Genomic DNA, 24,747 nt, shown 5'->3' on the forward strand with positions numbered 1-24,747 from the left:
TTTTTGGCGGGGCAAAGGCAAAGTCACGGGTAACTGAAGCCCAGCGGACGCCGGCGGCGCCCATGATCATGTCGCTTGAACCGCGCATGCTGTTCGACGGTGCCGTCGCCGCCACGGTGGCCGATACCGCCGCCCAGGCCGACAGCCATTCCACCGCCGATGCCGCCAAGGCGCCGACTGCCGATCAGCCGACGGCCAGCAAGGACACCCATGGCCAGGCCGATGCCACGCCTGCCGCCAGCCCCGTGGCCGTGCCCGGGCAAAGCGTGGTGTTCGTCGACTCGCGGGTCAAAGATGCCGACAGCCTGCTGCAAGGCGTCGCCCCCGGGACCCAGGTGGTGAAACTGGACGCGGGCAAGGACGGGCTGCAACAGATTGCCGATTACCTCGACCAGCACCAGGGCGTCAGCTCGGTGCAGATCATCGCCCACGGCAACGCCGGCGACCTGTGGCTGGGCGACAGCTATCTGTCGGCCGACAACGTCGCCGCCCGCAGCGCGGTGCTGGCGGAAATCGGCAAGGACATGAACGCCGGCGGCGACATCCTGATCTACGGCTGCTACACCGCCGAAGGCGAGCGCGGCCTGAGTTTTGTCGACTCGCTGGCGCAAATGACCGGCCGCGATGTAGCCGCTTCGATCAACCGTACCGGCGTGGGCGGCGACTGGGATCTGGAAATCTCCACCGGCAACATCGAAAGCGCCAGCGTGCTGTCGGCGCAAGCCATGAGCGATTACCAGTGGGGCCTGGCCAGTTGGTCGGCCACCAACAACCTCGATTCTGGCGGAGGTTCGTTGCGCGCGCAGCTGGCTTCGGCGCAGAACGGCGACCTCGTCACCTTCGACGCCGCTCTGGCCGGCACGACCATTGGTTTGAACACTGAGTTGTTGATCAACAAGAACGTCACCGTCGATGGCGACCTGAACAACGACGGCGTGGCCGACATCACCCTCAGCGGCCAATACAAGACCCGTGTGATCGAGGTTGCGTCGGGCAGCACCGTGCAGCTCGACGGCTTGGTCATCACCAAGGGCCTGGCCGCCGGCAACGGCGGCAACGGAGGTTTCGAGGGCGAAAGCGCCTTGGGTGGCGGCATCTTGAACGCCGGCAACCTGACCCTGAAAAACGTCAGTGTGACCGCCAACGCTGCGTCTGGCGGTGGTGGCGGTGGCGGCGTGACGCCGACTTATGCAGGTGGCGGCGGTGGCGGTGGCGGTGGCGTCGGCGGTGCGGGAGGCGGCTCTGGCGGCAGCGCGCATTCGAACTACGCGGTACCCACCTATGCCGGTGGCGCAGGCGGTTCAGGCGTGGGCGGGGCGGGCGGTAGTTATAACGGCGTCACCCTCAATGGCCGGGGTGGCAACCTTGACGGCAGTGGCGGTGCCGGCAGCGTTGCTACACCTATTTCGGGTTACAGCACCGGTGGTGCAGGCGGTTCGGCGAGCAATGGCACGATTGCTGTCGGGGGCGGCGGCGGCGGCTCCGGTTTTGACAAGGTCGGCGGTATTGGCGGTTCGGCCGCCGGCGGTATCTACAACACCGGCACCCTGACGGTCATCGGCACTTCGCAGATCTCCGGCAATATTGCCGCCGGCGGTGGCGGTGGCGGTGGTGGCGGGGACGGCAGCGTTGGCGGCAGTGCGGATAATGGCGGTGCTGCGGGTCAGGGCATCGGCGGCATCTGGAACAAAGGCACGCTGGTGATGACGGCGGCGAATTTCGCAGCCTTGAGCGGCAACGTCGGTGCCAGCGGTACAGCCGGCAACGCGGCGGGTGGTGGCATCACGGGCAGCTCGCCGACAGCCGTCACCAACCTGCGCAACGACAGCATTCTCATCAACAATTACGTCGAACCACCCACCGCCACCATCGTGGTCGCCGACACTGCACTGACCATCGGTGAGACCTCGCTGGTGACCATTACCTTCAGTGCCGCGGTGACCGGCTTCAGCAATGCCGACCTGGCCATTGCCAATGGCAGTTTAAGTGCAGTGACCAGCAGTGACGGAGTCACCTGGACTGCGACGTTCACGCCAAGTGCATCCATCAGCGACACCACCAACATCATCACCCTGGACAATACCGGCGTACAGACTGTCACGGGCAGCGTAGCGGGCGTCGGCACCACCGACTCCAATAACTATGCGGTCGACACCGTACGCCCGACGGCCATCATCGTGTTTGCCGATACGGCCCTCAAAGTCGGCGAGACCTCGCTGGTGACCATCACCTTCAGCGAAGCGGTCACGGGTCTCACCAACGCGGACCTGACCATAGCCAACGGCACGCTGACAACCGTCAGCAGCAGCGATGGCGGCATCACCTGGACGGGGACCTTCACTCCGACCGGCAGCATCACCGACGCGACCAATCTGATCACCCTGGACAACACCGGGGTCAATGACCTGGCGGGCAACGCCGGCAGTGGCACCACCGATTCCGGCAACTACGCCATCGATACCGTGCGACCGACGGCGACTATTGTGGTCGCCGACACGGCCCTGAACGTCGGCGAAACCTCGCTGGTGACGATCACGTTCAATGAAGCGGTGACGGGGCTCACGATCGCTGACCTGACCTCGGCTAACGGCACGTTGAGCGGCTTGAACAGCAGCGACGGCGGGATCACCTGGACGGCAACGTTTACGCCGACGGCGTCGGTTTCCGACACCACCAATGTCTTGACCCTGGCCAATAGCGGCGTGGCAGATCTGGCGGGCAATGCCGGCACTGGTACGACCAATTCGAACAACTATGTGATCGATACGCTGCGTCCGACCGCCACTATCGTGGTGGCGGACACGGCATTGAGAATCGGCGAAACCTCGCTGGTGACGATCACCTTCAGTGAGGCGGTCAGCGGCTTCACCAACGCCGACCTGACCATTACCAACGGCACGTTGACCTCGGTGAGCAGCAGCGACGGCGGCATCACCTGGACGGCAACCTTTACGCCAACCGCCAGCATCACTGATACGACCAACCTGATCACCCTGGACAACACCGACGTGGCTGATCTGGCGGGCAACGCCGGCAGCGGCACCACCGACTCCAACAACTACGCTATTGACACCGTGCGGCCAACGGCAACTATCGTGATGACGGACACCTTGCTGGGAATCGGCGGAACCTCGCTGGTGACGATCACCTTCAGTGAGGCGGTCAGCGGTTTCACCAACGCCGACCTGACCATTACCAACGGCACGCTGACAGCCGTCAGCAGCAACGATGGCGGCATCACCTGGACGGCAACCTTCACGCCTTTCGCGAGTATCAACGATACGACCAACCTGATCACCCTGGACAACACCGGGGTCAGCGATCTGGCGGGCAACGCCGGCAGCGGCACCACCGACTCGAACAACTATGCCGTCGACACTGTTCGTCCGACCGCCACGATCGTGCTGGCCGATACGACATTGAGCGCCGGCGAAACCTCGCTGGTGACCATCACCTTCAGCGAGGCGGTGAACGGTTTCAGCAACGCTGACCTGTCCGTTCCCAACGGCACGTTGAGCGCGGTGAGCAGCAGCGACGGCGGCATCACCTGGACGGCGACCTTCACGCCGAACGTCGCGGTCAACGACACGAGCAACCTGATCGTCCTGGACAACACTGGCATCGCCGATCTTGCGGGCAACGCCGGCACCGGCACGACCAATTCCGCCAACTACACCATCGACACCGTATTGCCGACCGCCACCATCGTGGTGGCCGACACTGCCCTGAGCGTCGGCGAAAACTCGCTGGTGACCATCACCTTCAGTGAAGCGGTGAGCGGTTTCAGCAATGCCGACCTGACCATCGCCAACGGTACGCTCACTGCGGTGAGCAGCAGCGATGGCGGCATCACCTGGACGGCGACCTTTACACCCACCGCAACCATCACCGACGCCACCAACCTGATCACCCTGGACAACAGTGGTGTGCAGAATGCTTCCGGCAATGCGGGCAGCGGTACCACCGACTCGAACAATTACGCCATCGACACCCAGCGTCCGACCGCGACCATCGTGGTCACCGACCCGGCACTGGCCGTGGGCCAGACAACCACGATCACCATCACCTTCAGCGAAGCAGTGACCGGGTTCACCCTGGCCGACATGACAGTGGCCAACGGCACGCTCAGTGGGCTGGCCACGTCGGACAACATCACCTATACCGCGACATTTACTCCGACGGCCGGCATCACCGACACAAGCAACCTGATCACCCTGGCCAATACCGGTGTGACCGATGTGGCGGGCAACAGCGGCAGCGGCACCACGGATTCGAATAACTACGTCATCGACAGCCAGCGCCCGACCGCGACCATTGTCATGGCCGATCCGACCCTGAGTGCCGGTGAAACCTCGCTGGTGACCATCACCTTCAGCGAGGCGGTGAGCGGTTTCAGCAACGCTGAGCTGTCCGTTCCCAACGGCACCTTGACCTCGGTGAACAGCAGCGACGGGGGCATTACCTGGACCGCCACGTTCACCCCGAACGCGAGCACCAATGACACGACCAACCTGATCACCCTGAACAACGCCGGGATCGCCGACCTCGCGGGCAACGCCGGCACCGGCACGACCAACTCCGCCAATTTCACCATCGACACCGTGCTGCCGACCGCCACCATCGTGGTTGCCGACACTGCCCTGAACGTCGGCGAAACCTCGCTGGTGACCATCACCTTCAGCGAAGCGGTAAGTGGTTTCAGCAATGCCGACCTGACCATCGCCAACGGCACCCTGAGCGCAGTGAGCAGCAGCGATGGCGGCGTCACCTGGACGGCGACTTTCACACCTGGCGTCGACATCACCGACGCCACCAACCTGATCAGCCTGGACAACAGCGGCGTAGTGAACAGCTCCGGCAACGCGGGCAGCGGCACCACTGATTCGAACAACTACGCCATCGACACCGCGCGCCCGAGCGCGACCATCGTCGTGGCCGACAACTCGCTGGCCATCGGTGAAACCTCGCTGGTGACGATCACATTCGATGAAGCGGTGACGGGGCTCACGACAGCAGACCTGACCGTGGCCAACGGCACTTTGAGCGGTTTGAGCAGCAGCGACGGCGGTATCACCTGGACAGCGACCTTCACACCGAGTGCCAGCATCACTGACACGACGAATGTGGTGACCCTGGACAACACCGGGGTTACTGACCACGCGGGCAACGCCGGCAGCGGTACCACCGATTCGAACAACTACTCGATCGACACCCAGCGCCCGACCGCGACCATTGTGCTGTCCGACCCGACACTGAGTGCCGGTGAAACAACCCAGGTGACTATCACCTTCAGTGAAACCGTGAGCGGTCTCACCAACGCTGACCTGTCCGTCCCCAACGGCACCTTGAGTGCGGTCAGCAGCAGCGATGGCGGCATCACCTGGACGGCGACTTTCACGCCGAACGTCGCGGTCAACGACACGAGCAACCTGATCATCCTGGACAACACCGGGATCGCCGACTTCGCGGGCAACGCCGGCACTGGCACGACCAATTCGGCCAATTTCACCATCGACACCGTGTTGCCGACCGCCACCATCGTGGTGGCCGACACTGCCCTGAACGTCGGTGAAAGCTCGCTGGTGACCATTACCTTCAGCGAAGCGGTGAGCGGTTTCAGCAACGCTGACCTGAGCATCGCCACCGGAACCCTGAGCGCAGTGAGTTCCAGCGATGGCGGCATCACCTGGACGGCTACCTTTACACCTACCGCCGACATCGCCGACGCCAGCAACCTGATCACCCTGGACAACAGTGGTGTGCAGAACGCCTCCGGCAACGCGGGCAGCGGCACCACCGACTCCAACAACTACGCCATCGACACCCAGCGCCCGACCGCGACTATTGTGGTCGCCGACACGGCCCTGAACGTCGGCGAAACCTCGCTGGTGACGATCACGTTCAATGAAGCGGTGACGGGGCTCACGACCGCCGACCTGACCGTGGCCAACGGCACATTGAGCGGTTTGAGCAGCAGCGACGGCGGCGTCACCTGGACGGCGACCTTCACTCCGTCCACTGGCATCTCCGATACCACCAACGTGGTGACTTTGGACAACACCGGCATTGCCGATCTGTCGGGCAACGCCGGCAGCGGCGTCACGGACTCGAACAATTACGCGATCGACACTCAGCTTCCGACCGCGACGATCGTGCTGGCCGACCCGACGCTGAGTGCCGGTGAAACCTCGCTGGTGACCATCACCTTCTCCGAGGCAGTCAGCGGTTTCAGCAACGCTGACCTGTCCGTCCCCAACGGCACCTTGAGTGCGGTCAGCAGCAGCGACGGCGGCATCACCTGGACGGCGACCTTCACGCCGAACGTCGCGGTCAACGACACGAGCAACCTGATCACCCTCGACAACACTGGCATCGCCGACCTCGCGGGCAACGCCGGCACCGGCACGACCAACTCCGCCAATTTCACCATCGACACCGTGCTGCCGACCGCCACCATCGTGGTTGCCGACAATGCCCTGAACGTCGGCGAAACCTCGCTGGTGACCATCACCTTCAGCGAAGCGGTAAGCGGTTTCAGCAACGCCGACCTGACCATCGCCAACGGCACCCTGAGTGCGGTGAGCAGCAGCGATGGCGGCATCACCTGGACGGCGACTTTCACGCCGACCACCGACATCACCGACGCCAGCAACCTGATCACCCTGGACAACAGCGGCGTGCAGAATGCCTCTGGCAACGCAGGCAGCGGCACCACCGATTCCAACAACTACGCTATCGACACCGCGCGCCCGAGCGCCGCCATCGTGGTTGCCGACAATGCCTTGAATGTCGGCGAAACCACGCTAGTGACGATTACGTTCAGTGAAGCGGTGACTGGCCTCACGACCGCCGACCTGGCCGTAACCAACGGCACTTTGAGCGCCTTGAGCAGCAGCGACGGCGGCATCACCTGGACAGCGACCTTCACGCCGACCTCCAGCATCACCGATACCAGCAGCGTCATCACTCTGGACAACAGCGGGATCGCTGACCTGGCGGGCAACGCCGGCAGCGGTACCACCGACTCGAACAACTATGCCGTCGATACCTTGCGTCCGACTGCGACCATTGTCCTGGCCGCCCCGACCCTGAGCGCCGGTGAAACGACCCTGGTGACCATCACCTTCAGCGAGCCGGTGAGCGGTTTCAGCAACGCTGACCTGTCCGTTCCCAACGGCACCCTGAGTGCGGTGAGTAGCAGTGACGGCGGCATTACCTGGACGGCGATCTTCACACCGAACAGCTCGGTCAACGACACGAGCAACCTGATCACCATGGACAACACCGGGATCGCCGACCTCGCGGGCAACGCCGGCACCGGCACGACCAATTCCGCCAACTTCACCATCGACACCGTGCTGCCGACGGCCACCATCGTGGTCGCCGACAATGCCCTGAAAGTTGGTGAAACTTCGTTGGTGACCATCACCTTCTCCGAAGCCGTGACCGGCTTCACCAACGCCGACCTGACCATCGACAATGGCACCCTGAGTGCGCTGAGCAGCAGCGACGGCGGCATCACCTGGACTGCCACCCTGACACCGCTGGTGGCGATCACCGACACCAGCAACCTCATCCGCCTCGATAACAGCGGTGTTCAGGATGCGGCGGGCAATGCCGGGAGCGGCACTACCGATTCGAACAATTACGCGATCGACAGCCAGCGCCCGACCGCCACCATCGTCATGGCCGACACCGACCTGCGGCCCGGCGAAACGACCCTGGTGACCATCACCTTCAGCGAAGCGGTCAGTGGTCTGGACAGTGCTGACCTGAGCGTCGCCAACGGCACCTTGAGCGGGTTGAGCAGCAGCGACGGGGGCCTTACCTGGACCGCGACTTTCACCCCGACGGCCGCGATCACCGACACCTCCAATCTGATCAGCCTGAACAACGCCGGTGTCACCGACGCGGCAGGCAACGCCGGAAGCGGAGTGACCGACTCGGCGAATTACCTGGTGCAAACCAGTGTGCCGAGCGCCAGCATCGTGATCGCCGACACCGCGCTCAAGGCCGGCGAAACAACCCTGGTGACCATCACCTTCAGTGAGGCGGTCAACGGTTTCAGCAATGCCGACCTGACCATCGCCAACGGTACGTTGAGCAACGTCAGCAGCAGCGACGGCGGCATCACCTGGACGGCGGTCTTTACGCCAGGCTCGAACGTTACCGACGCCAGCAACCTGATCACCCTCGACAACAGCGGCGTGGCCAATTTGTCGGGCAACACGGGGGCAGGCACCACCGACTCGAACAATTTTGCCATCGACACCGCGCTGCCGACCGCGACCATCGTGGTTGCCGACACGCAGCTCGGTATCGGCCAAACCACCACCGTGACCATCACCTTCAGCGAGGCGGTGAGCGGTCTCGATGTGTCGGACATCAGCGTTGCCAATGGCGCGCTGTCGAACCTGAGCAGCCGCGATGGCGGCGTGACCTGGACCGCGACATTCACACCGACTGCCAATGTCAGCGACGCAACCAACCTGATCGTGCTCGACACCGGGCGCGTGCAGGACGTTGCCGGCAACTTTGGCGCAAGCATCGCCGTCTCCGACAACTACGCGCTCGATGCGACCCGGCCTACGGTGACCATCGTGGTAACCAACCCGAACCTCGGTATCGGCCAGACCACCACGGTGACCTTCACCTTCAGTGAGGCGGTCAGCCACTTCGACCAGTCCGACCTGAGCGTGACCAACGGCGAGCTGAGCAATCTCGGCAGCAGCGATGGCGGCAAGACCTGGACGGCGACCTTCACGCCGACGGCCAATGTCACCGACCCAAGCAACTTCATCGCGCTGGACACCCGCAACGTCACCGATCTGGTGGGCAACACTGGCAACACGGTGGCGGTGTCGAACAATTACACCCTCGACAGCGAGCTGCCGAGCGCCACTGTCGTGGTCGCCAATCCGAACCTGGGCGTGGGCCAGACCTCGCAGGTGACCATCACCTTCAGCGAAGCGGTCAGCGGCTTTGACTTGTCCGACATCAGCATTGCCAACGGCACCTTGTCCGACCTGCGCAGCAGCGACGGCGGCAAGACCTGGACGGCGACGCTGACACCGACGGCCAATATCAACTTCGCCCGCAACGCCATCAGCATCAACCGCGCCGGTATCAGCGACATGGCCGGCAACAGTGGCAGCGGCGTGAGCCAGTCCGACAACTTTGTGATCAACACGGTACCGACCTCATCGGTTGTCGTCGTAACGGTAGACCCCGAGTTCCAAAGCAGTACCCCGGTGACGTTGCCCGATGTACCCAACGTGCCGCTGCAACCGTTCGTTTTCACGCCACCGGTGGGCAATCTCGCTTCACCGTTGACCTTCCAGCCGTTGTTCGAACAGCGGGTGATCGGCAATGGCATCCGGCCGTTGGGCGATATTTTCATGAACCACGGCGCATTGACCCCGAGCTTCATCGCCCAGGTGTTCAGCAGCGATGACAGCGGTGGCGATGGTTCGGGGCATGGTTTCCTCGGTTTCGGTGGCGGCGACGGCGGAGTGTTCAGCACCAGCACGCTGTCGAGCCTGTTCAATCAGGACAACAGTGCCGAGCGCGATTCGTTGAACGCCTTCGGCAGTCAGTCGATCAAGTCCGGCGATGTTTCCCAGGGCCTGCGCGGGGTGTTTGGCGCGCCGACCCTGGGTCAGCAATTGCAACAGCTCAAAGACAACGAGCAGCAGCAGGTCGACAGCCTGGCCGCCGCTTTGAAACTGGCCGGCATCAGCGAAATGCAGGCCTGATGAAAACCTTCACTTTTGATGCGGTACCCAGGGGCAATGCAAGGATGAAAACAAGTCATAAGTTGTTCGGCGCCAGCCTGCTGGCACTGGCGATCAGCGGATGCGCAGTCACCAGTGAGCCGATCGAGCGCAGCGTCAGTGAGCAGCGGGCCAAAAGTGACCTGCAGAGCATGTACCAGGGGCAGGAGCCTCTTGGCGGCCCGTTGACCCTGCACCAGGCCATGGCCCGTGCGGTGAAGTACAACCTTGAAGGCCGGTTGAAAATCATGGAGGAGGCCCTGGCCAAGCGTCAGCTCGACCTCGCCAGTTTCGACATGCTGCCGCGCATGGCGCTGGACGCCGGGTACGTGGGCCGCAACAACGTCAACGCCTCCAGCAGCCAGAGTGTGCGCACCGGCACGCAGTCCCTGGAACCTTCGACCTCCCAGGACCGCGACCGTGATGTAGCGGACCTGACCATGGTCTGGAACGTGCTCGATTTCGGTGTCAGTTACATCAGCGCCAAGCAGCAGGGCGACCAGCGCCTGATCGTGCAGGAGCGTCGCCGCAAGGTGATCAACACCATCGTCCAGGACGTGCGTTCGGCGTACTGGCGGGCGATGGCTGCCGAGCGCCTGCTCAAGCAGATCGATAGCTTGATGGCGCGTGTTGAAACCGCGCGCAACGACAGCCAGAGCATGAGCCAGCAACGCATTGGCGACCCGGTCCAGGCCCTCGGTTATCAGCGTTCGCTGATTGAAGCGACACGCCAGCTGGAAGAGCAGCGTCGTGCGTTGTCGCTGGCCAAGACCGAACTGGCGACCCTGATCAACCTGCCGATGGGCACCGAGCTGACCCTGGCGACCGATAGCGGTTATGAGATTCCCGAGCTCAAGGTCGATCTGGCCAGCCTCGAACAGGAAGCCCTGACCAGCCGCCCGGAACTGCGCGAACAGGATTATCAGACCCGCATCAGCGCGGCCGAGACGCGCAAGGCCATGTTGCGCCTGCTGCCAGGCCTGGAGTTCTCCGCTGGCGGACACTACGACAGCAACTCGTTCCTGGTCGAGCAAGGCTGGGCCGACTACGGCGTCAAAGTCACCTGGAACCTGTTCAACGTGATCTCGGCTCCTGCGGCCATCAACGTGGCCAAGGCCGGTGAAGAAGTCGCCACTGCGCGCCGTCAGGCCATGTCGATTGCCGTGCTGGCGCAGCTGTATGTGGCCAACGCCAACTACCGCGAGGCCTTGCGCCAGTTCAAGACCAATCAGCAATTGTCGGACATCGACGGGCAAATCGTCGGTCAGTTGCGCAACCGCCACCAGGCGGACGGCATTGGTGAGCTGGATCTGATCCAGGGTGAACTCAATACCTTGCAGGCCGACCTGCGTCGTGACCTGTCCTACGCCGACCTGCGCAATGCCTATGGCCAAATCTTCGCCAGCGCCGGCCTCGACCCGCTGCCGGATCAGGTGCAGTCGACGCAGGTCCAGTCCATCGCCACGGCCCTGGCCAACCGCGAAGCGGCCTGGGCGGCAGGTGATATTACGGAGCCGGTGACGCATGCCCCCGTGCGTTGACGTGAAGGCCCCGAGCGCCAGCGTCAGCCGGACCCAGCGCGAGCGGCGCAACGGCCATCGCGGCGCGGCGATCCTGCTGACCGGCCTGCCGGCGGCGGGCAAGTCGACCCTCGCGCAAGCGCTGCACGCCGAGTTGTTTGCCCGCGGCCTGCAGAGCGTGGTGCTCGATGGTGACGGGCTGCGGGTGGGGCTCAATCGGGACCTGGGCTTTGGCGACAGCGATCGTCAGGAGAACATCCGCCGCGCCAGTGAGCTGGCGTCGTTGCTGGTGGAGAACGGACAAATCGTGATCCTGGCGATGATTGCGCCGTTGGTGGAACTGCGCGATGTGTTCGCCCGGCGGCTCGGTGACGACTATCGGGAAGTCTGGTGCAACGCGCCCCTGGCGGTATGCGAGCAGCGTGATCCGAAAGGTCACTATGCCCGCGCCCGACGCGGTGAGTTGGCCGGGTTTACCGGGGTGTCTGCGCCGTATCAGGCGCCGGTCGATGCGGCGCTGGTCCTCGATACCGGGATGCAAACGGTCGAGGCCTGCCTTGATCGACTGTTGACCTGGCTGGCTGAATCCGAAGTCCTGCCCGGGACCTGAGCCGGACGGCGTTCAAGGTTTCGAGGACAAGTCCGCCATGCCCTTGAGCAACTCGATCGGCAGCGGAAAGACGATGGTCGAGCTCTTGTCGCCGGCAATCGAACTCAGGGTCTGCATGTAGCGCAACTGCATGGCCCCCGGTTGGCGGCCAAGCATTTCGGCGGCCTGCATGAGTTTTTCCGAGGCCTGCAACTCGCCTTCGGCGTGGATCACCTTGGCTCGCCGTTCCCGTTCGGCTTCGGCCTGCTTGGCGATGGCGCGGATCATCGATTCGTTGAGGTCCACGTGCTTGATCTCGACGTTGGCGACCTTGATGCCCCAGGCGTCGGTCTGGGCGTCGAGCACTTGCTGGATGTCCAGGTTCAAGCGTTCGCGCTCGGCCAGCAGTTCGTCCAGTTCATGTTTACCCAGCACCGCCCGCAGCGTGGTTTGCGCCAACTGGCTGGTGGCGGCGAGGAAGTCCTCGACCTGGATGATTGCCTTCTGCGGATCAAGTACGCGGAAATACAGCACCGCGTTGACCTTGACCGATACGTTATCGCGGGTGATCACGTCTTGCGGCGGCACGTCCAGCACCACGGTGCGCAAATCGACCCGGACCATCTGCTGGACCACCGGAATCAGCAGGATCAGGCCGGGGCCCTTTACCTGCCAGAAGCGCCCGAGCTGGAACACCACGCCGCGCTCGTATTCGCGCAGGATGCGGAACGTCGACCCCGCCAGTGCGATGAGCAACAGCAGCAGCGCGACAAGACCCAATTGCAAACCCATGACTATTCTCCGCCCGGCACCGCGTCAGCCGCGGCCACTTGCAGCAGCAAGCCCTTGCGCCCCACCACCCGCACCCGTTGCCCGGGTTGCAGTGGCGTCGCACTGAGCACTTGCCATTGTTCTCCTTGCAGATGCACCCAGCCGCCACAGGCGTTGCCGGCCTGCAAGGACGTCACCGCCGTCACGCTGCCGAGCAGCCCGGCATCACCACTGACGATTTGGCGCGGTCGCGTTTTCAGGGCGTGAATCACCAGGTAGATCAGCAGCAGCGCGCTGACCAGTCCCAGGCCGATCATCAGCGGCACGGGCACATCGGTATTGGTCAGGATCACCGCGCCGATCACGAACATCACGATGCCGCCCAAACCGATCACGCCGTAATTGGGCAGGGCGGCTTCGGCGATCAGAAACGCGATGCCGAAGGTGATCAGCCAGATGCCGACGGGTTTGGGCATCAGCACCACGACCGTGTCGGCGGCGCAGGCCGATCCGCTCAACGCCATCAGCAACGCAACTGCCCAGCAACGCGTGTTCACTTGACCCTCCGGGAGAGTCTTGAGGTGGCTCTGTAGACAGTTTAGTTGAGCCGCGGGTTGTATGAATTTTGCTCAATTGTCGACGACGCCCGATGGGCGGATTTCCCGCCGGAACCCGTCGGCGGGCCTAGACTTTCACTACGCAAGCAAAGCGTTAACCATCGTCCGCCAGCGGTCATGACGGACACCGAGGTGCATCATGCGTATGGCAAGAACCGTGCAGCGAAGCCTGGAAAAGGCTCAATGCAACTACGACATCGTCAGCCACCCACACTCGGCCAGCAGCCTTGAAACGGCGCGGGTCGCAGGTATTCCTGCCGAGCGGGTGGCCAAATCGGTGATCCTCGACGATCACCATGGGCATTACCTGATGGCCGTGCTGCCCGCCAGCCGCCACCTTGACCTGAGCAAGGTCCGCAGCAGCGGGGAGTGGCAGGTTTCCCGCGAAAGCAACCTGGCGCACCTGTTCGACGATTGCGAACGCGGCGCCGTACCGGCGCTGGGTGAGTCCTATGGGCTGGAAGTGGTCATCGACCCGCTGCTGACCCGGCAAAAAGACATCTATCTGGAGGCCGGCAACCACGTGAACCTGGTGCGCATGGACATGCCCGAGTTCCTCAAAATGGTGCCGCATGCGGAGGTGCGGGAGTTGAGTCATTGAGATTTGTTTCGTCAATGCTGCCGTCATCGTCGGAACGCCGCCCGGAGCAAGCCCGCTCCCACAGGTTAATCGCAGTCCCTGTGGGAGCGGGCTTGCCCGCGATGACCGCGCAGCGGTCCCTAAAACGGTTCACAGGAGCCAGACATGGAAAACCCAACCCACAACCTTCCATCCCTGTTCAAGCAACTCGGCCTGCCGGACGACGCCGAAAGCATCGATAAATTCATCGCCACCCATTCACCACTCAAGCCGGAACTGCACCTTGCGGATGCATTTTTCTGGAACCCGAGTCAGGCCGAGCTACTGCGTGAGGAGATACTCGATGACGCGGATTGGGCCGAGGTGGTGGATCAGCTGGATGTGATGTTGAGGAAGGGGCGGGGGGTGTAAAAACTGATAGGCGGTGATCTGCAACGGTTGCTCTGATCAAAACAATTGACCAGAATTAAGATCTTATTTGAGGTCTTAATTATGCAAAGTGTTTTGGCTGATATGGCTGTCAGCGTGTCTGAACTAAAGAAAAATCCCTCTGCCGTTTTGAATGGCGCCCATGGAGGGCCCGTCGCAGTGCTCAATCACAATCGCGTCATGGGCTACATGGTTCCTGCCGATGTGTTCGAAGCCATGATGGAGCGCCTTGATGATCTGGAATTGGCGGAAATCGTGCGTTCTCGTCGTCATGAAACGCCGATCCCGGTAACCCTGGATGACATATAAGCTCGAGTTTCTGCCGTCCGCACGCAAAGAATGGGACAAGTTGGGGCATACGGTACGGGTGCAATTCAAAAAGAAGTTGGCCGAACGGCTCGAGCTGCCTCGAATCCCGTCTGACTCACTCCATGGCATGCCCGACTGCTACAAAATCAAACTGAAATCATCTGGATACCGACTCGTCTACGAGGTGATAGATGAGCGTGTCGTCGTTTCTGTCGTTGCAGTAGGCAAGCGCGAGCGCAGCGAAGTGTATGAGCGCGCCAAGAAACGTTGATCGCTCTCGACAGGTCCCGATTACGTAATTGTTTCAAAACTTGACGGAAAATCTCCTCCAATGCAATATTGATAGTTAGCAAACTAACAGTGTGTGTTTTCCCTCGTGCCGAACAACCTCGACCTTCTCCAGATGAACATCAGCAGTGCCATGGTGGTGGCCGCCAGGCATTGGCGCAAAATCTGCCAGACCACGCTGGCCAACTATGGAATCTCCGAAGCCTGCGCCGTTCCGCTGTTGATGATCGGGCGGCTGGGCGAGGGTGTGCGTCAGGTGACGGTGGCCCAGGCGGCAGGGATGGAGAGCCCGTCGCTGGTCCGCTTGCTCGATCAGTTGTGCCATGGCGGCTACGTTTGCCGCACCGAAGATGCACAGGATCGCCGCGCCAAATGCCTGAGCCTGACCGAAACCGGTCGTGAGCTGGTGCAGGCGGTCGAAGTGGAACTGGTGCGCTTGCGCCACGAAGTACTTGAAGGCATTGACCAGAGTGATCTGGAAGCTACGCTGCGGGTACTGAGAGCTTTTGAAGCGGCCACGCCGCCATCGGTGGCCAACTCTTGAACGGATTTTTCTCTGGCATGCCCCCGGCACGGGACTGGTTCTACGGCGTGCGCACTTTCGCCGCATCGATGATCGCGCTGTACATCGCCCTGCTCATGCAAATGCCGCGTCCTTACTGGGCGATGGCCACGGTGTATATCGTTTCCAACCCGTTTCTCGGGCCGACCACTTCCAAGGCGCTGTACCGGGCGGTCGGCACCTTTATCGGCGCCGCCGCCGCCGTGCTGTTCGTGCCGATGTTCGTGCAGAGCCCCTACGTGCTGGTGGTGGTGATTGCGCTGTGGACCGGCACGCTGCTGTTTCTGTCCCTGCATTTGCGCACGGCCAACAACTACGCCTTGATGCTCGCTGGCTACACCTTGCCGTTGATTGCCCTGCCGGTGGTGAACAACCCGCTCGGGGTGTGGGACGTGGCCGAAGCGCGGACCGAAGAAATCTTCCTGGGCATCGCCGTGGCGGCGGTGGTTGGCGCGATGTTCTGGCCCCGGCGCCTGGCCCCGGTGTTCAATGATTCGGTGAGCAAATGGTTTGCCGATGCCTCGACCTACAGCCAGCGCTTCCTCAGCCGCAACGTGCAGCCCGAAGAAGTCAGCGGGTTGCGCGCAGCGATGGTCGCCACGTTCAACTCCCTGGAGTTGATGATCGGCCAGTTGCCCCACGAAGGCTCACGCCCGCAGACGGTGCGCAACACCAAGGAATTGCGTGGGCGGATGATTCACCTGCTGCCGGTCATCGATGCCCTCGACGATGCGCTTTACGCATTGGAGCGGCGCACCCCCGAGCTTGTGGACAAGTTTGCGCCGTTGCTGGTCGCCACCACCGAATGGCTCGAGCACAAGGATGCCGATCTCGAGCGCTGGCAAGCCCTGAAGGATCAACTCGAGGCCCTGCAGCCCGCGCCCGACGCGCTTGACGACCGCAAGCAATTGCTGTTCTCCAACGCCATTTACCGTCTCGGCGAGTGGATCGATTTGTGGCAGGACTGCCGCAGCCTGCAATACGCCATCCAGTGCGAAAGCCAGGACAGCTGGCGTGCCGTGTATCGGCACTGGCGTCTGGGACGGCTGACACCCTTTCTGGATCGCGGCCTGATGTTCTATTCCGCCGCATCGACCGTCACGGCAATCATTGTCGCCTCGGTATTGTGGATTTTGCTCGGCTGGACCGATGGCGGCAGCGCAGTGATCCTGGCGGCGGTGGCGTGCAGCTTCTTCGCCTCGATGGACGACCCGGCGCCGCAGATCTACCGGTTCTTTTTCTGGACTGCGATGTCGGTGGTGTTCGCCAGCCTTTATCTGTTTCTGGTGCTGCCCAACCTGCATGACTTTCCGATGCTGGTGCTGGCGTTTGCCGTGCCGTTCATCGTCGTCGGCACCCTCACGGTCAAGCCGCAGTTTTACCTGGGCATGCTGCTGACGCTGGTCAACACCTCGTCCTTCATCAGCATTCAGGGTGCCTACGACGCGGACTTCCTCAGTTTCGCCAACTCCAACCTCGCCGGGCCCATGGGGCTGCTGTTCGCGTTCATCTGGACCCTGATTGCCCGGCCGTTCGGTGCTGAACTGGCAGCCAAGCGCCTGACCCGTTTCAGCTGGCGTGACATTGTCAGCCTCGCCGAGCCGGCCACGTTGTCCGAGCATCGGCTTCTGGGCATACGGATGCTCGATCGGCTGATGCAGCATCTGCCGCGCCTGGCCATGACCGGCCAGGACTCCGGCGTGGCGCTGCGCGAAGTGCGTGTGGCGCTGAACCTGTTGGACCTGCTCGCGTATACGCCGCGCATCCTCGGATTGCCGCAAGTGCTGCTGCGCCAGGTGGTGGCCGAGGTGGGCGAGTATTTCAAGGCTTGCCTCAAGGCCGGCGAACGCTTGCCGGCACCGAGCCCGCTGCTGATGACCCTAGACCGCACCCGTCGCGCCCTCAGCGGTGCCGGCGATGATGAAACCCGTCGGCATTTGCTGCACGCCCTGAGCGGCCTGCGCCTGGCGCTGTTGCCCGGTGTCGAATTCGTCGGTTCGGCCGAGCTCGAAGAACCGCTTCCCCATGGCATTGACGGAGCGCCTTTATGATCGGTGATCTGGATGTCAGCGGGGTGTTCCTGCCCACGCTGCTGGTGCTGATGGGCATTACGTATGTGTTGTACCTGTTGGTGCACGGGGTGCTGACGCGCCTGCACTTTTACCGTCTGGTCTGGCACCGGGCATTGTTCAACGTGGCTCTCTACGCCCTGCTGCTTGGCGTCGTGGATTCACTCAGTCGATACCTGATGACATGAAAAAACCGTTTCTAACCCTCGGTCGCGTGGTGCTGACCCTGCTGATCGTGACCTTCGCCGTTGTCGTGGTCTGGCGCATGGTGATGTATTACATGTTCGCGCCCTGGACCCGCGACGGGCACATCCGTGCCGACATCGTGCAGATCGCCCCGGATGTCTCCGGGCTGATCCAGCAAGTGGAAGTGCGCGACAACCAGTTGGTCAAGCGCGGCCAGGTGCTGTTCAGCATCGATCCGGACCGTTTCAAGCTGGCACTGCGCCAGGCGAAAGCGGCCGTTGCCGACCGTGAAGAAACCCTGGCCCAGGCCCAGCGCGAGGCCAAGCGTAACAAGGGTCTTGGCAACCTGGTGCCGGGTGAGCAACTGGAAGAAAGCCAGTCGAAAGTGGCCCGCGCCCAAGTGGCGTTGATGGAAGCCCAAGTGGCGGTGGACAGCGCACAGCTCAACCTCGACCGCTCGGTGATCCGCAGCCCGGTGGACGGCTACGTCAACGACCGTGCGCCACGGGCGCAAGAGTTCGTCAGCGCCGGGCGTCCGGTGTTGTCGGTGGTCGACAGCAATTCCTTCCACATCGACGGCTATTTCGAAGAAACCAAGCTGAACGGCATCCATATCGGCCAGAGCGTCGACATCCGCGTGATCGGCGACAATGCGCGCCTGCGCGGGCATGTGGAAAGCATCGTCGCCGGTATCGAAGACCGCGACCGCACCAGCGGCAACAACCTGCTGCCCAACGTCAACCCGGCCTTCAGCTGGGTGCGGCTGGCCCAGCGGATTCCGGTACGGATTGCCTTCGACGACGTACCGGCGGATTTCCGCATGATCGCCGGGCGTACCGCCACCGTTTCGATCATCGACGACAAAAAACGGGAGCCGGTGCAATGAGCAAGGCCTCGGGTTTGGCGGTCGCCGGATTAGGCTTACTGCTGTCGGCGTGTCAGATGGTCGGGCCGGACTATCATTTGCCCGAAGAGGCGGCTGTGCATCGTGCGGACTTGCAGGGTGATCTGGCGGTAGACGGTAAAACGGTGGTTTCCGCACCGGTGCCGGCCGACTGGTGGCGCCTGTACAAGGATCCGCGACTCGACCAGTTGGTGCAGCAGGCCATGGCCTCCAACACCGATTTGCGAGTGGCAGCGGCCAGCCTGTCGCGGTCTCGCGCCCAGATCGACGAGGCCGAAGCGGCGGGCGGCTGGAGCGGCGGCGTGCAGATGGGCGCCCAGCGTTTGCAGGAGTCCGGCCAGGCCTTCCTGCTGCCGGAAAAAGTGCCGGTGGCCAACATCGGCGATATCGGCATCAGCGCGTCGTACCAGTTCGATCTGTTCGGCACCTTGCAGCGCGGCATCGAAGCGGCCAAGGCCAATGCCGATGCCACGCAGGCCGCCGCCGATACCGCGCGCATCACCGTGGTGGCCGACGTGGTCCGGGCCTACACCCAGGTGTGCGCGGCCAATGAAGAGCGGGAAATTGCCCAGCACTCCCTCGACCTGCAAGCCCAGAGCACCACGCTGATCCAGCGCCTGCGCGATGCCGGGCGTGGCGACGAAACCCAGGTCACCCGCTCGCAGACCCAATTCAAATCCCTGCGCGCCGACATGCCGCGTTATGAAGCGGCACGTCAGGCCGGGCTGTACCGCTTGTCGATGTTGCTGGCCAAGCCGGTGGACCAATTGCCGGCCGGCACCGCTACCTGCGACGAGTTGCCGAAAATCGCGCAATTGGTTCCGGTGGGCGATGGCGCCGCGTTGCTCAAGCGTCGTCCCGATGTACGGCAGGCCGAGCGGCGCCTGGCGGCGGCGACGGCCGGTATCGGCGTCGCCACGGGCGAGCTGTACCCGAACATCAGCATCGGCGCGACCATCGGTACCGTCGGTATCCTCGACGATCTCGGCGACCCGTCCACCAATCGCTGGGGCTTCGGCCCGTCGCTGACCTGGAAAGTGCCGACCAACGGCGCCCGGGCGCGCATCCGCGAAGCCGAAGCGGTGACCCAGGCGACGCTGGCGCATTTCGACGGGGTGGTGCTCAACGCCATTCGTGAAACCCAGACCGGCCTCGCCCAATACACCGCGCTGCTGCAACGTCGCGATGCCCTGGCGGACGCCGAGCAATCGGCCAGACTGGCGGCCGACCAGACGCACCGCTTCTTCCAGGCCGGCCGCGCCTCGTTCCTGGCCGACCTGCAAGCCACCCGCACCTACATCGATGTCACCGCGCAACTGGCGGCCGCGAACACCCAGGTTGCCGCCAGCCAGATTGATTTGTTCCTCGCGCTCGGCGGCGGTTGGGAAAGCGGACGAACGCAAGCGTCGAACCCCGGCAAACCCTGAGGCCGTTGCTATGCTTTGAAGTGTTGGAAGGGCGCCCCGTGCAAAGCGCCCTTTCTTCGCACAAGGCTCGCGCAGGTCAGGGGGAAACCAATAATGAAAAACCCTTATGCTCTCGGCTTCTGGTGCGCCATCGCGGCATTGGTGCTGCTATCGGCCACCTATTTCTACGGCATCATGCTGGCCCACCAGATCGACAAGGCTCTGGTGTTCCTCGACAGTGCCGTCGCGCTGATTGCGGTGATGTCCGTTGCGGTGGTGGCCTGGGCCTCGGTCCAGAATCAACGCATCAAGAAAAGACAACTCGAACAAGGCAAGACCCTGGTCCTGATCTGGGACACCAAGGTGGCGCTGCGTCGTGTCGAAACGGTGTTCGACCGTTATTTCTGGGGCAGTTACTGGCAACCGGGGCGCACGTTTCAGGAAGTCATGGGCGAATTGACCGGCACGCCGCTGGAAAAAAGCCTCGAAAACCTGAAAAAACAGTGCCTGGCGCTGGACCGGCAGGTGGCGGACGACGGTCGACACTGGCTCAGCAATGCCCGGGAACTGGCCGATGTCGCCACGGCCATGGCCCGTGAACGTTATCAACTGGACGTCTGCGACCCGCGCGCGGAGGTGACGGGCGGGGCGGTGATCAACCGCGACTTCGAAGTGCTGGTTTACACCTGGACTGCGCGGCTCAAAAGCTTTGACCATCAACTGGATGAGATCGAAGTCCAGTATTCCTGATTTTGTGGTGGCTGTTCTGCCGCCATCGCTGGCAAGCCAGCTCCCACAGGTATGGCGTGATCCCTGTGGGAGATTCTATGGTTGAGGGGAAGCCCTCAACTGGCTTTTGGTTGGTATTCGCTCTGCCCCTTCAGTAGGGCGAATACGATCCGAGCAAGCTTGCGAGCCAGTATCACCAGTGCCTGAGTGGTGCTGAAGCCTCGAGCTCTTTGCTCTTCGTAAAAGCCTTTCCAGGCTGACGTTCGGCTGGCCGACATCGCCGCGTTGTGCAAAAGCCGGCGGGCTTCCGGGTCACCTCGCTTAGTCAAACTCCGGCGACCGTCTTTTTGTCCTGACTTCGACACTCGTAAATCCATCCCCAGAAAGGCGATAAACGCATCCGCGCTTCTGAACTCGCCCCGCTGAAACGTCGTGAGCAAACGGGCTCCGGTCAGAAATCCAATGCCTTCAACTTTCAGGCAACGCTTCAACTGACCGAGCAAACCAGCTTCTTTGAGACGATCGTTAATCGTCTTTTCGACCAGCGTTTCAAGCTTTTGCATGGACTTCACTTGCTCGGCGAAAGCAGATTTCAGCAGCGGCTCATTCGCCCAGCTTTGCACCAGCCCGACCCGCGCCTGAACCAAGGCTGCGCGACGACGAAAAAGGCTCAAGAGCTGGCGGTACAGCGGTGATGGCGGGGTCCAAGGGTGAAGATCATCACCTTCGTTCTTCAGATAGCGAGCGAGCAGTCTGGCATCCAGCGCATCGGTTTTGGCGCGGATATTCACCCCTTTGCGGTAATGGCTGAGTTCATAGCCACCCACCATATAAATCACGCAGCCGGCCTCATAGGCCAGATCGGCAAACTCCAGGTGATAGATATTGGTCGACTCAATGGCTACAGCAACAGTCCCCGACAGGACCTTCAACCAATGCTTGATGGCTGTTTTGTTGTTGGGGATCTCTTCGAGCAGGTCAAGTTCGGCGTGATAGATCACCAGTTCGTTCTTGGCGACATCCACGCCTACGATCGGCTTTTTGACAGAAACCGGCATTGCCATTGGATTTCCTCCGGGATATGGTTTTGAGCACTTGAAGGGCTCACCCAGAGGCGCAGGCTTGTTCCTATCGTCGGTCTAGCCAGATGCATTCTTTATCGGCGCTTGGGTGAAAGGAGGAGGGGCGAAATCTCCCACGGATCTGTACTGCGTCAACAGTCAGAATCGGGCTTTGTCCCTCCTCCTCCCTTCAAGTCCTACCATACAAGCGGGCTTGGTCCGGGCGGCGTTCCGACGATGGCGGTCTAATGTGCACCAATTTTATAACCTGCCCATGACACTCTTTCACCTTTAAACATTGGGCCGTTCGTCGCGCCCGGTGCTAATCTGCATACCAATTTCAGCGCAGTCGAGCTGCAACCCGCCATGGGTTCAGGGAAGACGACCTCACTTTCAACAACGGACATTGAACGGGTCATACATGAATAAATCAGCAGGCGTGCTACTGGGAATTGTTGTCGCAATCGGTGCCATCAGCGCAGGCGGAGCCTGGTTCACCGGCACCAAAATCGAAGGTGTGCTCAACACCTCGATTGCCGATGGCAACAAGGAATTGCAGGCGGCCATGGTCGGTTCCAACGGCACCGCGTCGCTGGAGTTGGTGTCGCTGGAGCGTCATATATTCAGCAGCACCGCGCACTACCGCCTCAAGGGCGAAGGTGAAATGTTCGGCGAAACGCCGGTCGAGCTACTGTTTGTCGATCACATCGAACACGGCCCGTTGCCGTTCTCGCGGTTGATGTCGCTGAAGTTGCTGCCGGTCATGGCGACCAGTCACTACGAACTGGAAAAGACCCCGCTGACCGAGAAGTGGTTTGCCGCCGCGAAGGACAAATCCCCGCTGACCGGCGTGGTCAATATCGGCTACGACAACGCCACCAATGGCACCCTCGAACTGCAGCCGCTGGAAATGGCGCTGGATGACAAGTCGAGCCTGAAATTCTCCGGCCTGAGCATGGACGTCGACGCCAGCGCCAAGGCGCAGAAGGTCAAGGCCAACGGCTACATGGACAGCCTGAAAGTGACCACCGTGTCCGAAGACCAGGCGCCGGTGCAGGTTGAGTTGAACGGCCTGACCCTGGCCAGCAACCTGACCAAAAGCACCTACGGTTTCTACACCGGCGAGAACGTCCTTGAGTTGGCCAGCGGAAAATCGACCTTTGGTATCAAGCAGTCGGTGCTGGACTTCAAGAAATTCGAGATGAAAAACCTGACCGAAGAAAAGGGCAGCAACGCCTCCGGGCGTGCCGATTACAAGGTCGGTGAAGTGTCCCTGAACGGCAAGACCATCGGCTCCGGTGCGCTGGCCCTGAGCCTGAAGAACCTCGACATTCCGGCCACCCTGTCGTTGATGCAGGTTTACCAGAGCAAACTGCAGCCGTATGAGCGTGCAGCGGCCGAAGCCACCGCGGCTGGCCTGCCTGCGCCGGAGCTGAAACTGACCGAAGCCGAAGAGGCTCTGCTCAAGTCCAGCCTGGAAAAACTGCTGGCGGCCGGTCCGCAGGTGGCCCTGGAAAACCTGTCGTTCAACACAGCCAATGGTGAGAGCCGCGCCAACATGGTGCTCGACCTGACCAAGCCACAAGCCATCGATCTGCCGACCGATCAATTGGTCAGACAGCTGATCGCGCTGCTGGACTTCAAGCTGCAGGTGTCCAAAGCCATGCTGGTCGATGTGCTCACCGTGCAATCGCAAATCGACGGTCAGACCGACGCCAAGCTGATTGCCGACCAGGCCACCGCCACCGCCGACATGTTCAGCAGCATGGCGGTCGGCAGCCAACTGGCAAAACTGGACGGCAACAACATCGTCACCAACTTGCATTACGCCAACAACCAGGTGGACTTCAACGGCCAGAAAATGACCGTCGAAGAGTTTGCCGGTTTCGTGATGAGCAAGTTCTCGGGTGCTGAAGCCACCGAATAACGGCGGCCCTTTAACCGATAACGCCCGGCCTCTGCATCGCGCAGGCGCCGGGCGTTTTGCTGTCCGGAATTCTTTATCGCAAGGTTCAGCCAATTCCCCCTGCCAAGGCGTGAACGCTCCGGCTATAGTTTGCACGCCGACGACGGCCCAACACGCACAAGGTGCTCCGGTATGCCCCGATTGACCTCAATGAACCCTTGGCTCGCGGCCCTGGCAGTCGCCCTTTGCGTGCAATTCCCGGCGCAGGCCCAGGAACGCTTCACCCTGAACATTCCCGGTGTCTCCGACGACCGCTTGTTCACGTCGGCCGCCGCCAGCGATGCCGCTGGCTGCGGCGGACACAACATTTCCCCTGCGTTGAACTGGAACACCGGCCCGGCGGCCACCCAAAGCTACGCCATCGTCATGCACGACCCGGACGGCCAGAAAGGCCAGGGCCTCGATCAGTGGGTGCATTACGGCATCAAGGCCGCCACCCACCAGATCCCGGCCGGCGCCGGGAGCAAACCCGGCCTTGAGGGTGTCGGCGGAACCAACAGCAAAAACACCACAGGCTACATCGGCCCTTGCCCACCCGTTGGCGACAGCGCGCACCATTACATCATCCAGATCTACGCCCTGGACCTGGCCCCTGACGCCTTGCCCGCCGGCCTGACCCGTGCGCAGTTGCTGGAAAAAATCAAAGGTCATGTGCTGAAAAACAGCAGCGTGGTACGGCGCTATCACCGCTGAAGAATTTTTCATCAGTTAACGCAGCCATTTGTCATCCCGGCCCGAAAGCGCGCAATATCGGGACATAGCCGATGCGTTGGAGGATGCCGTGGCAAAAAAAATCGACCGCATCGCCCAAATGCTCAACTGCCCGCAAAAGGGCGAGGAACTGCGGCGAGCGATTACCGAGAGTCGCAAGGATTTTCTGCTGAACCAGCCGGAAGAGGCGACTGTTGAAGACGACGACCTTGAAGAGGCGTTTTTCGAGGACGACGAGGATGATGAATACGACGAGTTCGACTGGACGACAGAATGA

The 24,747-nt window shown here is 62.0% G+C and carries 19 protein-coding genes; 16 read left to right on the forward strand and 3 right to left on the reverse strand.

What is annotated here, in order from left to right:
* The first annotated feature begins 86 nt into the window (after nucleotides 1–86).
* Genes AB4O16_RS17040 through cysC form a run of 3 tightly spaced genes read left to right on the forward strand, consistent with a single transcriptional unit; the run spans nucleotide 87 to nucleotide 11,903 of the window.
* Nucleotides 87–9,755 (forward strand): Ig-like domain-containing protein, encoded by a 9,669-nt coding sequence (locus AB4O16_RS17040; protein ID WP_460158067.1) that lies wholly within the window; start codon nucleotides 87–89, stop codon nucleotides 9,753–9,755.
* A gap of 44 nt (nucleotides 9,756–9,799) precedes the next feature.
* Nucleotides 9,800–11,314 carry a TolC family protein gene (locus AB4O16_RS17045; protein ID WP_160390819.1) on the forward strand — a complete coding sequence of 505 codons (1,515 nt, stop codon included), beginning with the start codon at nucleotides 9,800–9,802 and terminating at the stop codon, nucleotides 11,312–11,314.
* Nucleotides 11,298–11,903, forward strand: coding sequence for an adenylyl-sulfate kinase (cysC, locus tag AB4O16_RS17050; protein ID WP_460155365.1), 606 nt, complete (start codon nucleotides 11,298–11,300; stop codon nucleotides 11,901–11,903). Before AB4O16_RS17045 ends, cysC begins: the two co-directional genes overlap by 17 nt.
* Before the next feature lie 12 nt (nucleotides 11,904–11,915).
* Here cysC and AB4O16_RS17055 read toward each other — a convergent pair whose 3' ends face one another.
* Entirely contained in the window at nucleotides 11,916–12,674 is a 759-nt protein-coding gene (locus AB4O16_RS17055) for a slipin family protein (RefSeq protein WP_103396787.1), read from the reverse strand.
* A 2-nt stretch (nucleotides 12,675–12,676) separates the two neighbouring features.
* A complete protein-coding gene (locus AB4O16_RS17060; protein ID WP_460155366.1) occupies nucleotides 12,677–13,210 on the reverse strand; it encodes an NfeD family protein in 534 nt (177 codons plus the stop codon).
* Between the two features lie 199 nt (nucleotides 13,211–13,409).
* Here AB4O16_RS17060 and AB4O16_RS17065 point away from each other — a divergent pair, with 199 nt between their 5' ends.
* From AB4O16_RS17065 to AB4O16_RS17110, 10 genes are all read left to right on the forward strand, one after another.
* On the forward strand, nucleotides 13,410–13,871 hold the full coding sequence (locus AB4O16_RS17065; RefSeq protein WP_108219767.1) for an aminoacyl-tRNA deacylase: 462 nt from the start codon (nucleotides 13,410–13,412) through the stop codon (nucleotides 13,869–13,871).
* Between the two features lie 144 nt (nucleotides 13,872–14,015).
* Entirely contained in the window at nucleotides 14,016–14,261 is a 246-nt protein-coding gene (locus AB4O16_RS17070; protein ID WP_160390816.1) for a DUF2789 domain-containing protein, read from the forward strand.
* Nucleotides 14,262–14,342: 81 nt separating this feature from the next.
* Complete coding sequence (locus AB4O16_RS17075) at nucleotides 14,343–14,588, forward strand: type II toxin-antitoxin system prevent-host-death family antitoxin (RefSeq protein WP_110659015.1); 246 nt, start codon at nucleotides 14,343–14,345, stop codon at nucleotides 14,586–14,588.
* Complete coding sequence (locus tag AB4O16_RS17080; RefSeq protein ID WP_223593278.1) at nucleotides 14,578–14,859, forward strand: type II toxin-antitoxin system RelE family toxin; 282 nt, start codon at nucleotides 14,578–14,580, stop codon at nucleotides 14,857–14,859. Before AB4O16_RS17075 ends, AB4O16_RS17080 begins: the two co-directional genes overlap by 11 nt.
* A 132-nt stretch (nucleotides 14,860–14,991) precedes the next feature.
* Nucleotides 14,992–15,420 (forward strand): MarR family winged helix-turn-helix transcriptional regulator, encoded by a 429-nt coding sequence (locus AB4O16_RS17085; protein ID WP_046040691.1) that lies wholly within the window; start codon nucleotides 14,992–14,994, stop codon nucleotides 15,418–15,420.
* On the forward strand, nucleotides 15,417–17,489 hold the full coding sequence (locus AB4O16_RS17090; protein WP_460155367.1) for an FUSC family protein: 2,073 nt from the start codon (nucleotides 15,417–15,419) through the stop codon (nucleotides 17,487–17,489). Before AB4O16_RS17085 ends, AB4O16_RS17090 begins: the two co-directional genes overlap by 4 nt.
* Nucleotides 17,486–17,695: a DUF1656 domain-containing protein gene (locus AB4O16_RS17095; protein WP_160390813.1), complete on the forward strand. Its 210-nt coding sequence runs from the start codon at nucleotides 17,486–17,488 to the stop codon at nucleotides 17,693–17,695. The genes AB4O16_RS17090 and AB4O16_RS17095 overlap by 4 nt, the downstream gene beginning before the upstream one ends.
* Nucleotides 17,692–18,579 carry an efflux RND transporter periplasmic adaptor subunit gene (locus AB4O16_RS17100; protein WP_460155368.1) on the forward strand — a complete coding sequence of 296 codons (888 nt, stop codon included), beginning with the start codon at nucleotides 17,692–17,694 and terminating at the stop codon, nucleotides 18,577–18,579. Before AB4O16_RS17095 ends, AB4O16_RS17100 begins: the two co-directional genes overlap by 4 nt.
* Nucleotides 18,576–20,024, forward strand: coding sequence for an efflux transporter outer membrane subunit (locus AB4O16_RS17105; protein WP_460155369.1), 1,449 nt, complete (start codon nucleotides 18,576–18,578; stop codon nucleotides 20,022–20,024). The genes AB4O16_RS17100 and AB4O16_RS17105 overlap by 4 nt, the downstream gene beginning before the upstream one ends.
* Before the next feature lie 93 nt (nucleotides 20,025–20,117).
* Complete coding sequence (locus AB4O16_RS17110) at nucleotides 20,118–20,753, forward strand: NADH:ubiquinone oxidoreductase subunit N (RefSeq protein WP_160390810.1); 636 nt, start codon at nucleotides 20,118–20,120, stop codon at nucleotides 20,751–20,753.
* A 95-nt stretch (nucleotides 20,754–20,848) separates the two neighbouring features.
* Here AB4O16_RS17110 and AB4O16_RS17115 read toward each other — a convergent pair whose 3' ends face one another.
* Entirely contained in the window at nucleotides 20,849–21,796 is a 948-nt protein-coding gene (locus AB4O16_RS17115) for an IS110 family RNA-guided transposase (protein ID WP_460155370.1), read from the reverse strand.
* Between the two features lie 418 nt (nucleotides 21,797–22,214).
* Between AB4O16_RS17115 and AB4O16_RS17120 the strand changes: the two genes are divergently transcribed.
* The 3 genes from AB4O16_RS17120 to AB4O16_RS17130 all read left to right on the forward strand — a co-directional run bounded on the left by AB4O16_RS17120 (nucleotide 22,215) and on the right by AB4O16_RS17130 (nucleotide 24,747).
* Complete coding sequence (locus AB4O16_RS17120; protein ID WP_460155371.1) at nucleotides 22,215–23,720, forward strand: YdgA family protein; 1,506 nt, start codon at nucleotides 22,215–22,217, stop codon at nucleotides 23,718–23,720.
* A 171-nt stretch (nucleotides 23,721–23,891) separates the two neighbouring features.
* On the forward strand, nucleotides 23,892–24,452 hold the full coding sequence (locus AB4O16_RS17125; protein WP_160390808.1) for a YbhB/YbcL family Raf kinase inhibitor-like protein: 561 nt from the start codon (nucleotides 23,892–23,894) through the stop codon (nucleotides 24,450–24,452).
* A gap of 88 nt (nucleotides 24,453–24,540) precedes the next feature.
* A complete protein-coding gene (locus AB4O16_RS17130) occupies nucleotides 24,541–24,747 on the forward strand; it encodes a hypothetical protein (protein ID WP_460155372.1) in 207 nt (68 codons plus the stop codon).

It is taken from the genome of Pseudomonas sp. S2_H10 (assembly GCF_054668285.1).

Bases quoted from the DNA above. Each gene is read 5' to 3' on its own strand.
- AB4O16_RS17040 (WP_460158067.1), top strand. From the start codon at position 87: ATGCTGTTCGACGGTGCCGTCGCCGCCACGGTGGCCGATACCGCCGCC.
- AB4O16_RS17045 (WP_160390819.1), top strand. From the start codon at position 9,800: ATGAAAACAAGTCATAAGTTGTTCGGCGCCAGCCTGCTGGCACTGGCG.
- cysC (WP_460155365.1), top strand. From the start codon at position 11,298: ATGCCCCCGTGCGTTGACGTGAAGGCCCCGAGCGCCAGCGTCAGCCGG.
- AB4O16_RS17055 (WP_103396787.1), bottom strand. From the start codon at position 12,674: ATGGGTTTGCAATTGGGTCTTGTCGCGCTGCTGCTGTTGCTCATCGCA.
- AB4O16_RS17065 (WP_108219767.1), top strand. From the start codon at position 13,410: ATGCGTATGGCAAGAACCGTGCAGCGAAGCCTGGAAAAGGCTCAATGC.
- AB4O16_RS17070 (WP_160390816.1), top strand. From the start codon at position 14,016: ATGGAAAACCCAACCCACAACCTTCCATCCCTGTTCAAGCAACTCGGC.
- AB4O16_RS17075 (WP_110659015.1), top strand. From the start codon at position 14,343: ATGCAAAGTGTTTTGGCTGATATGGCTGTCAGCGTGTCTGAACTAAAG.
- AB4O16_RS17080 (WP_223593278.1), top strand. From the start codon at position 14,578: ATGACATATAAGCTCGAGTTTCTGCCGTCCGCACGCAAAGAATGGGAC.
- AB4O16_RS17085 (WP_046040691.1), top strand. From the start codon at position 14,992: ATGAACATCAGCAGTGCCATGGTGGTGGCCGCCAGGCATTGGCGCAAA.
- AB4O16_RS17095 (WP_160390813.1), top strand. From the start codon at position 17,486: ATGATCGGTGATCTGGATGTCAGCGGGGTGTTCCTGCCCACGCTGCTG.
- AB4O16_RS17100 (WP_460155368.1), top strand. From the start codon at position 17,692: ATGAAAAAACCGTTTCTAACCCTCGGTCGCGTGGTGCTGACCCTGCTG.
- AB4O16_RS17105 (WP_460155369.1), top strand. From the start codon at position 18,576: ATGAGCAAGGCCTCGGGTTTGGCGGTCGCCGGATTAGGCTTACTGCTG.
- AB4O16_RS17110 (WP_160390810.1), top strand. From the start codon at position 20,118: ATGAAAAACCCTTATGCTCTCGGCTTCTGGTGCGCCATCGCGGCATTG.
- AB4O16_RS17115 (WP_460155370.1), bottom strand. From the start codon at position 21,796: ATGGCAATGCCGGTTTCTGTCAAAAAGCCGATCGTAGGCGTGGATGTC.
- AB4O16_RS17120 (WP_460155371.1), top strand. From the start codon at position 22,215: ATGAATAAATCAGCAGGCGTGCTACTGGGAATTGTTGTCGCAATCGGT.
- AB4O16_RS17125 (WP_160390808.1), top strand. From the start codon at position 23,892: ATGCCCCGATTGACCTCAATGAACCCTTGGCTCGCGGCCCTGGCAGTC.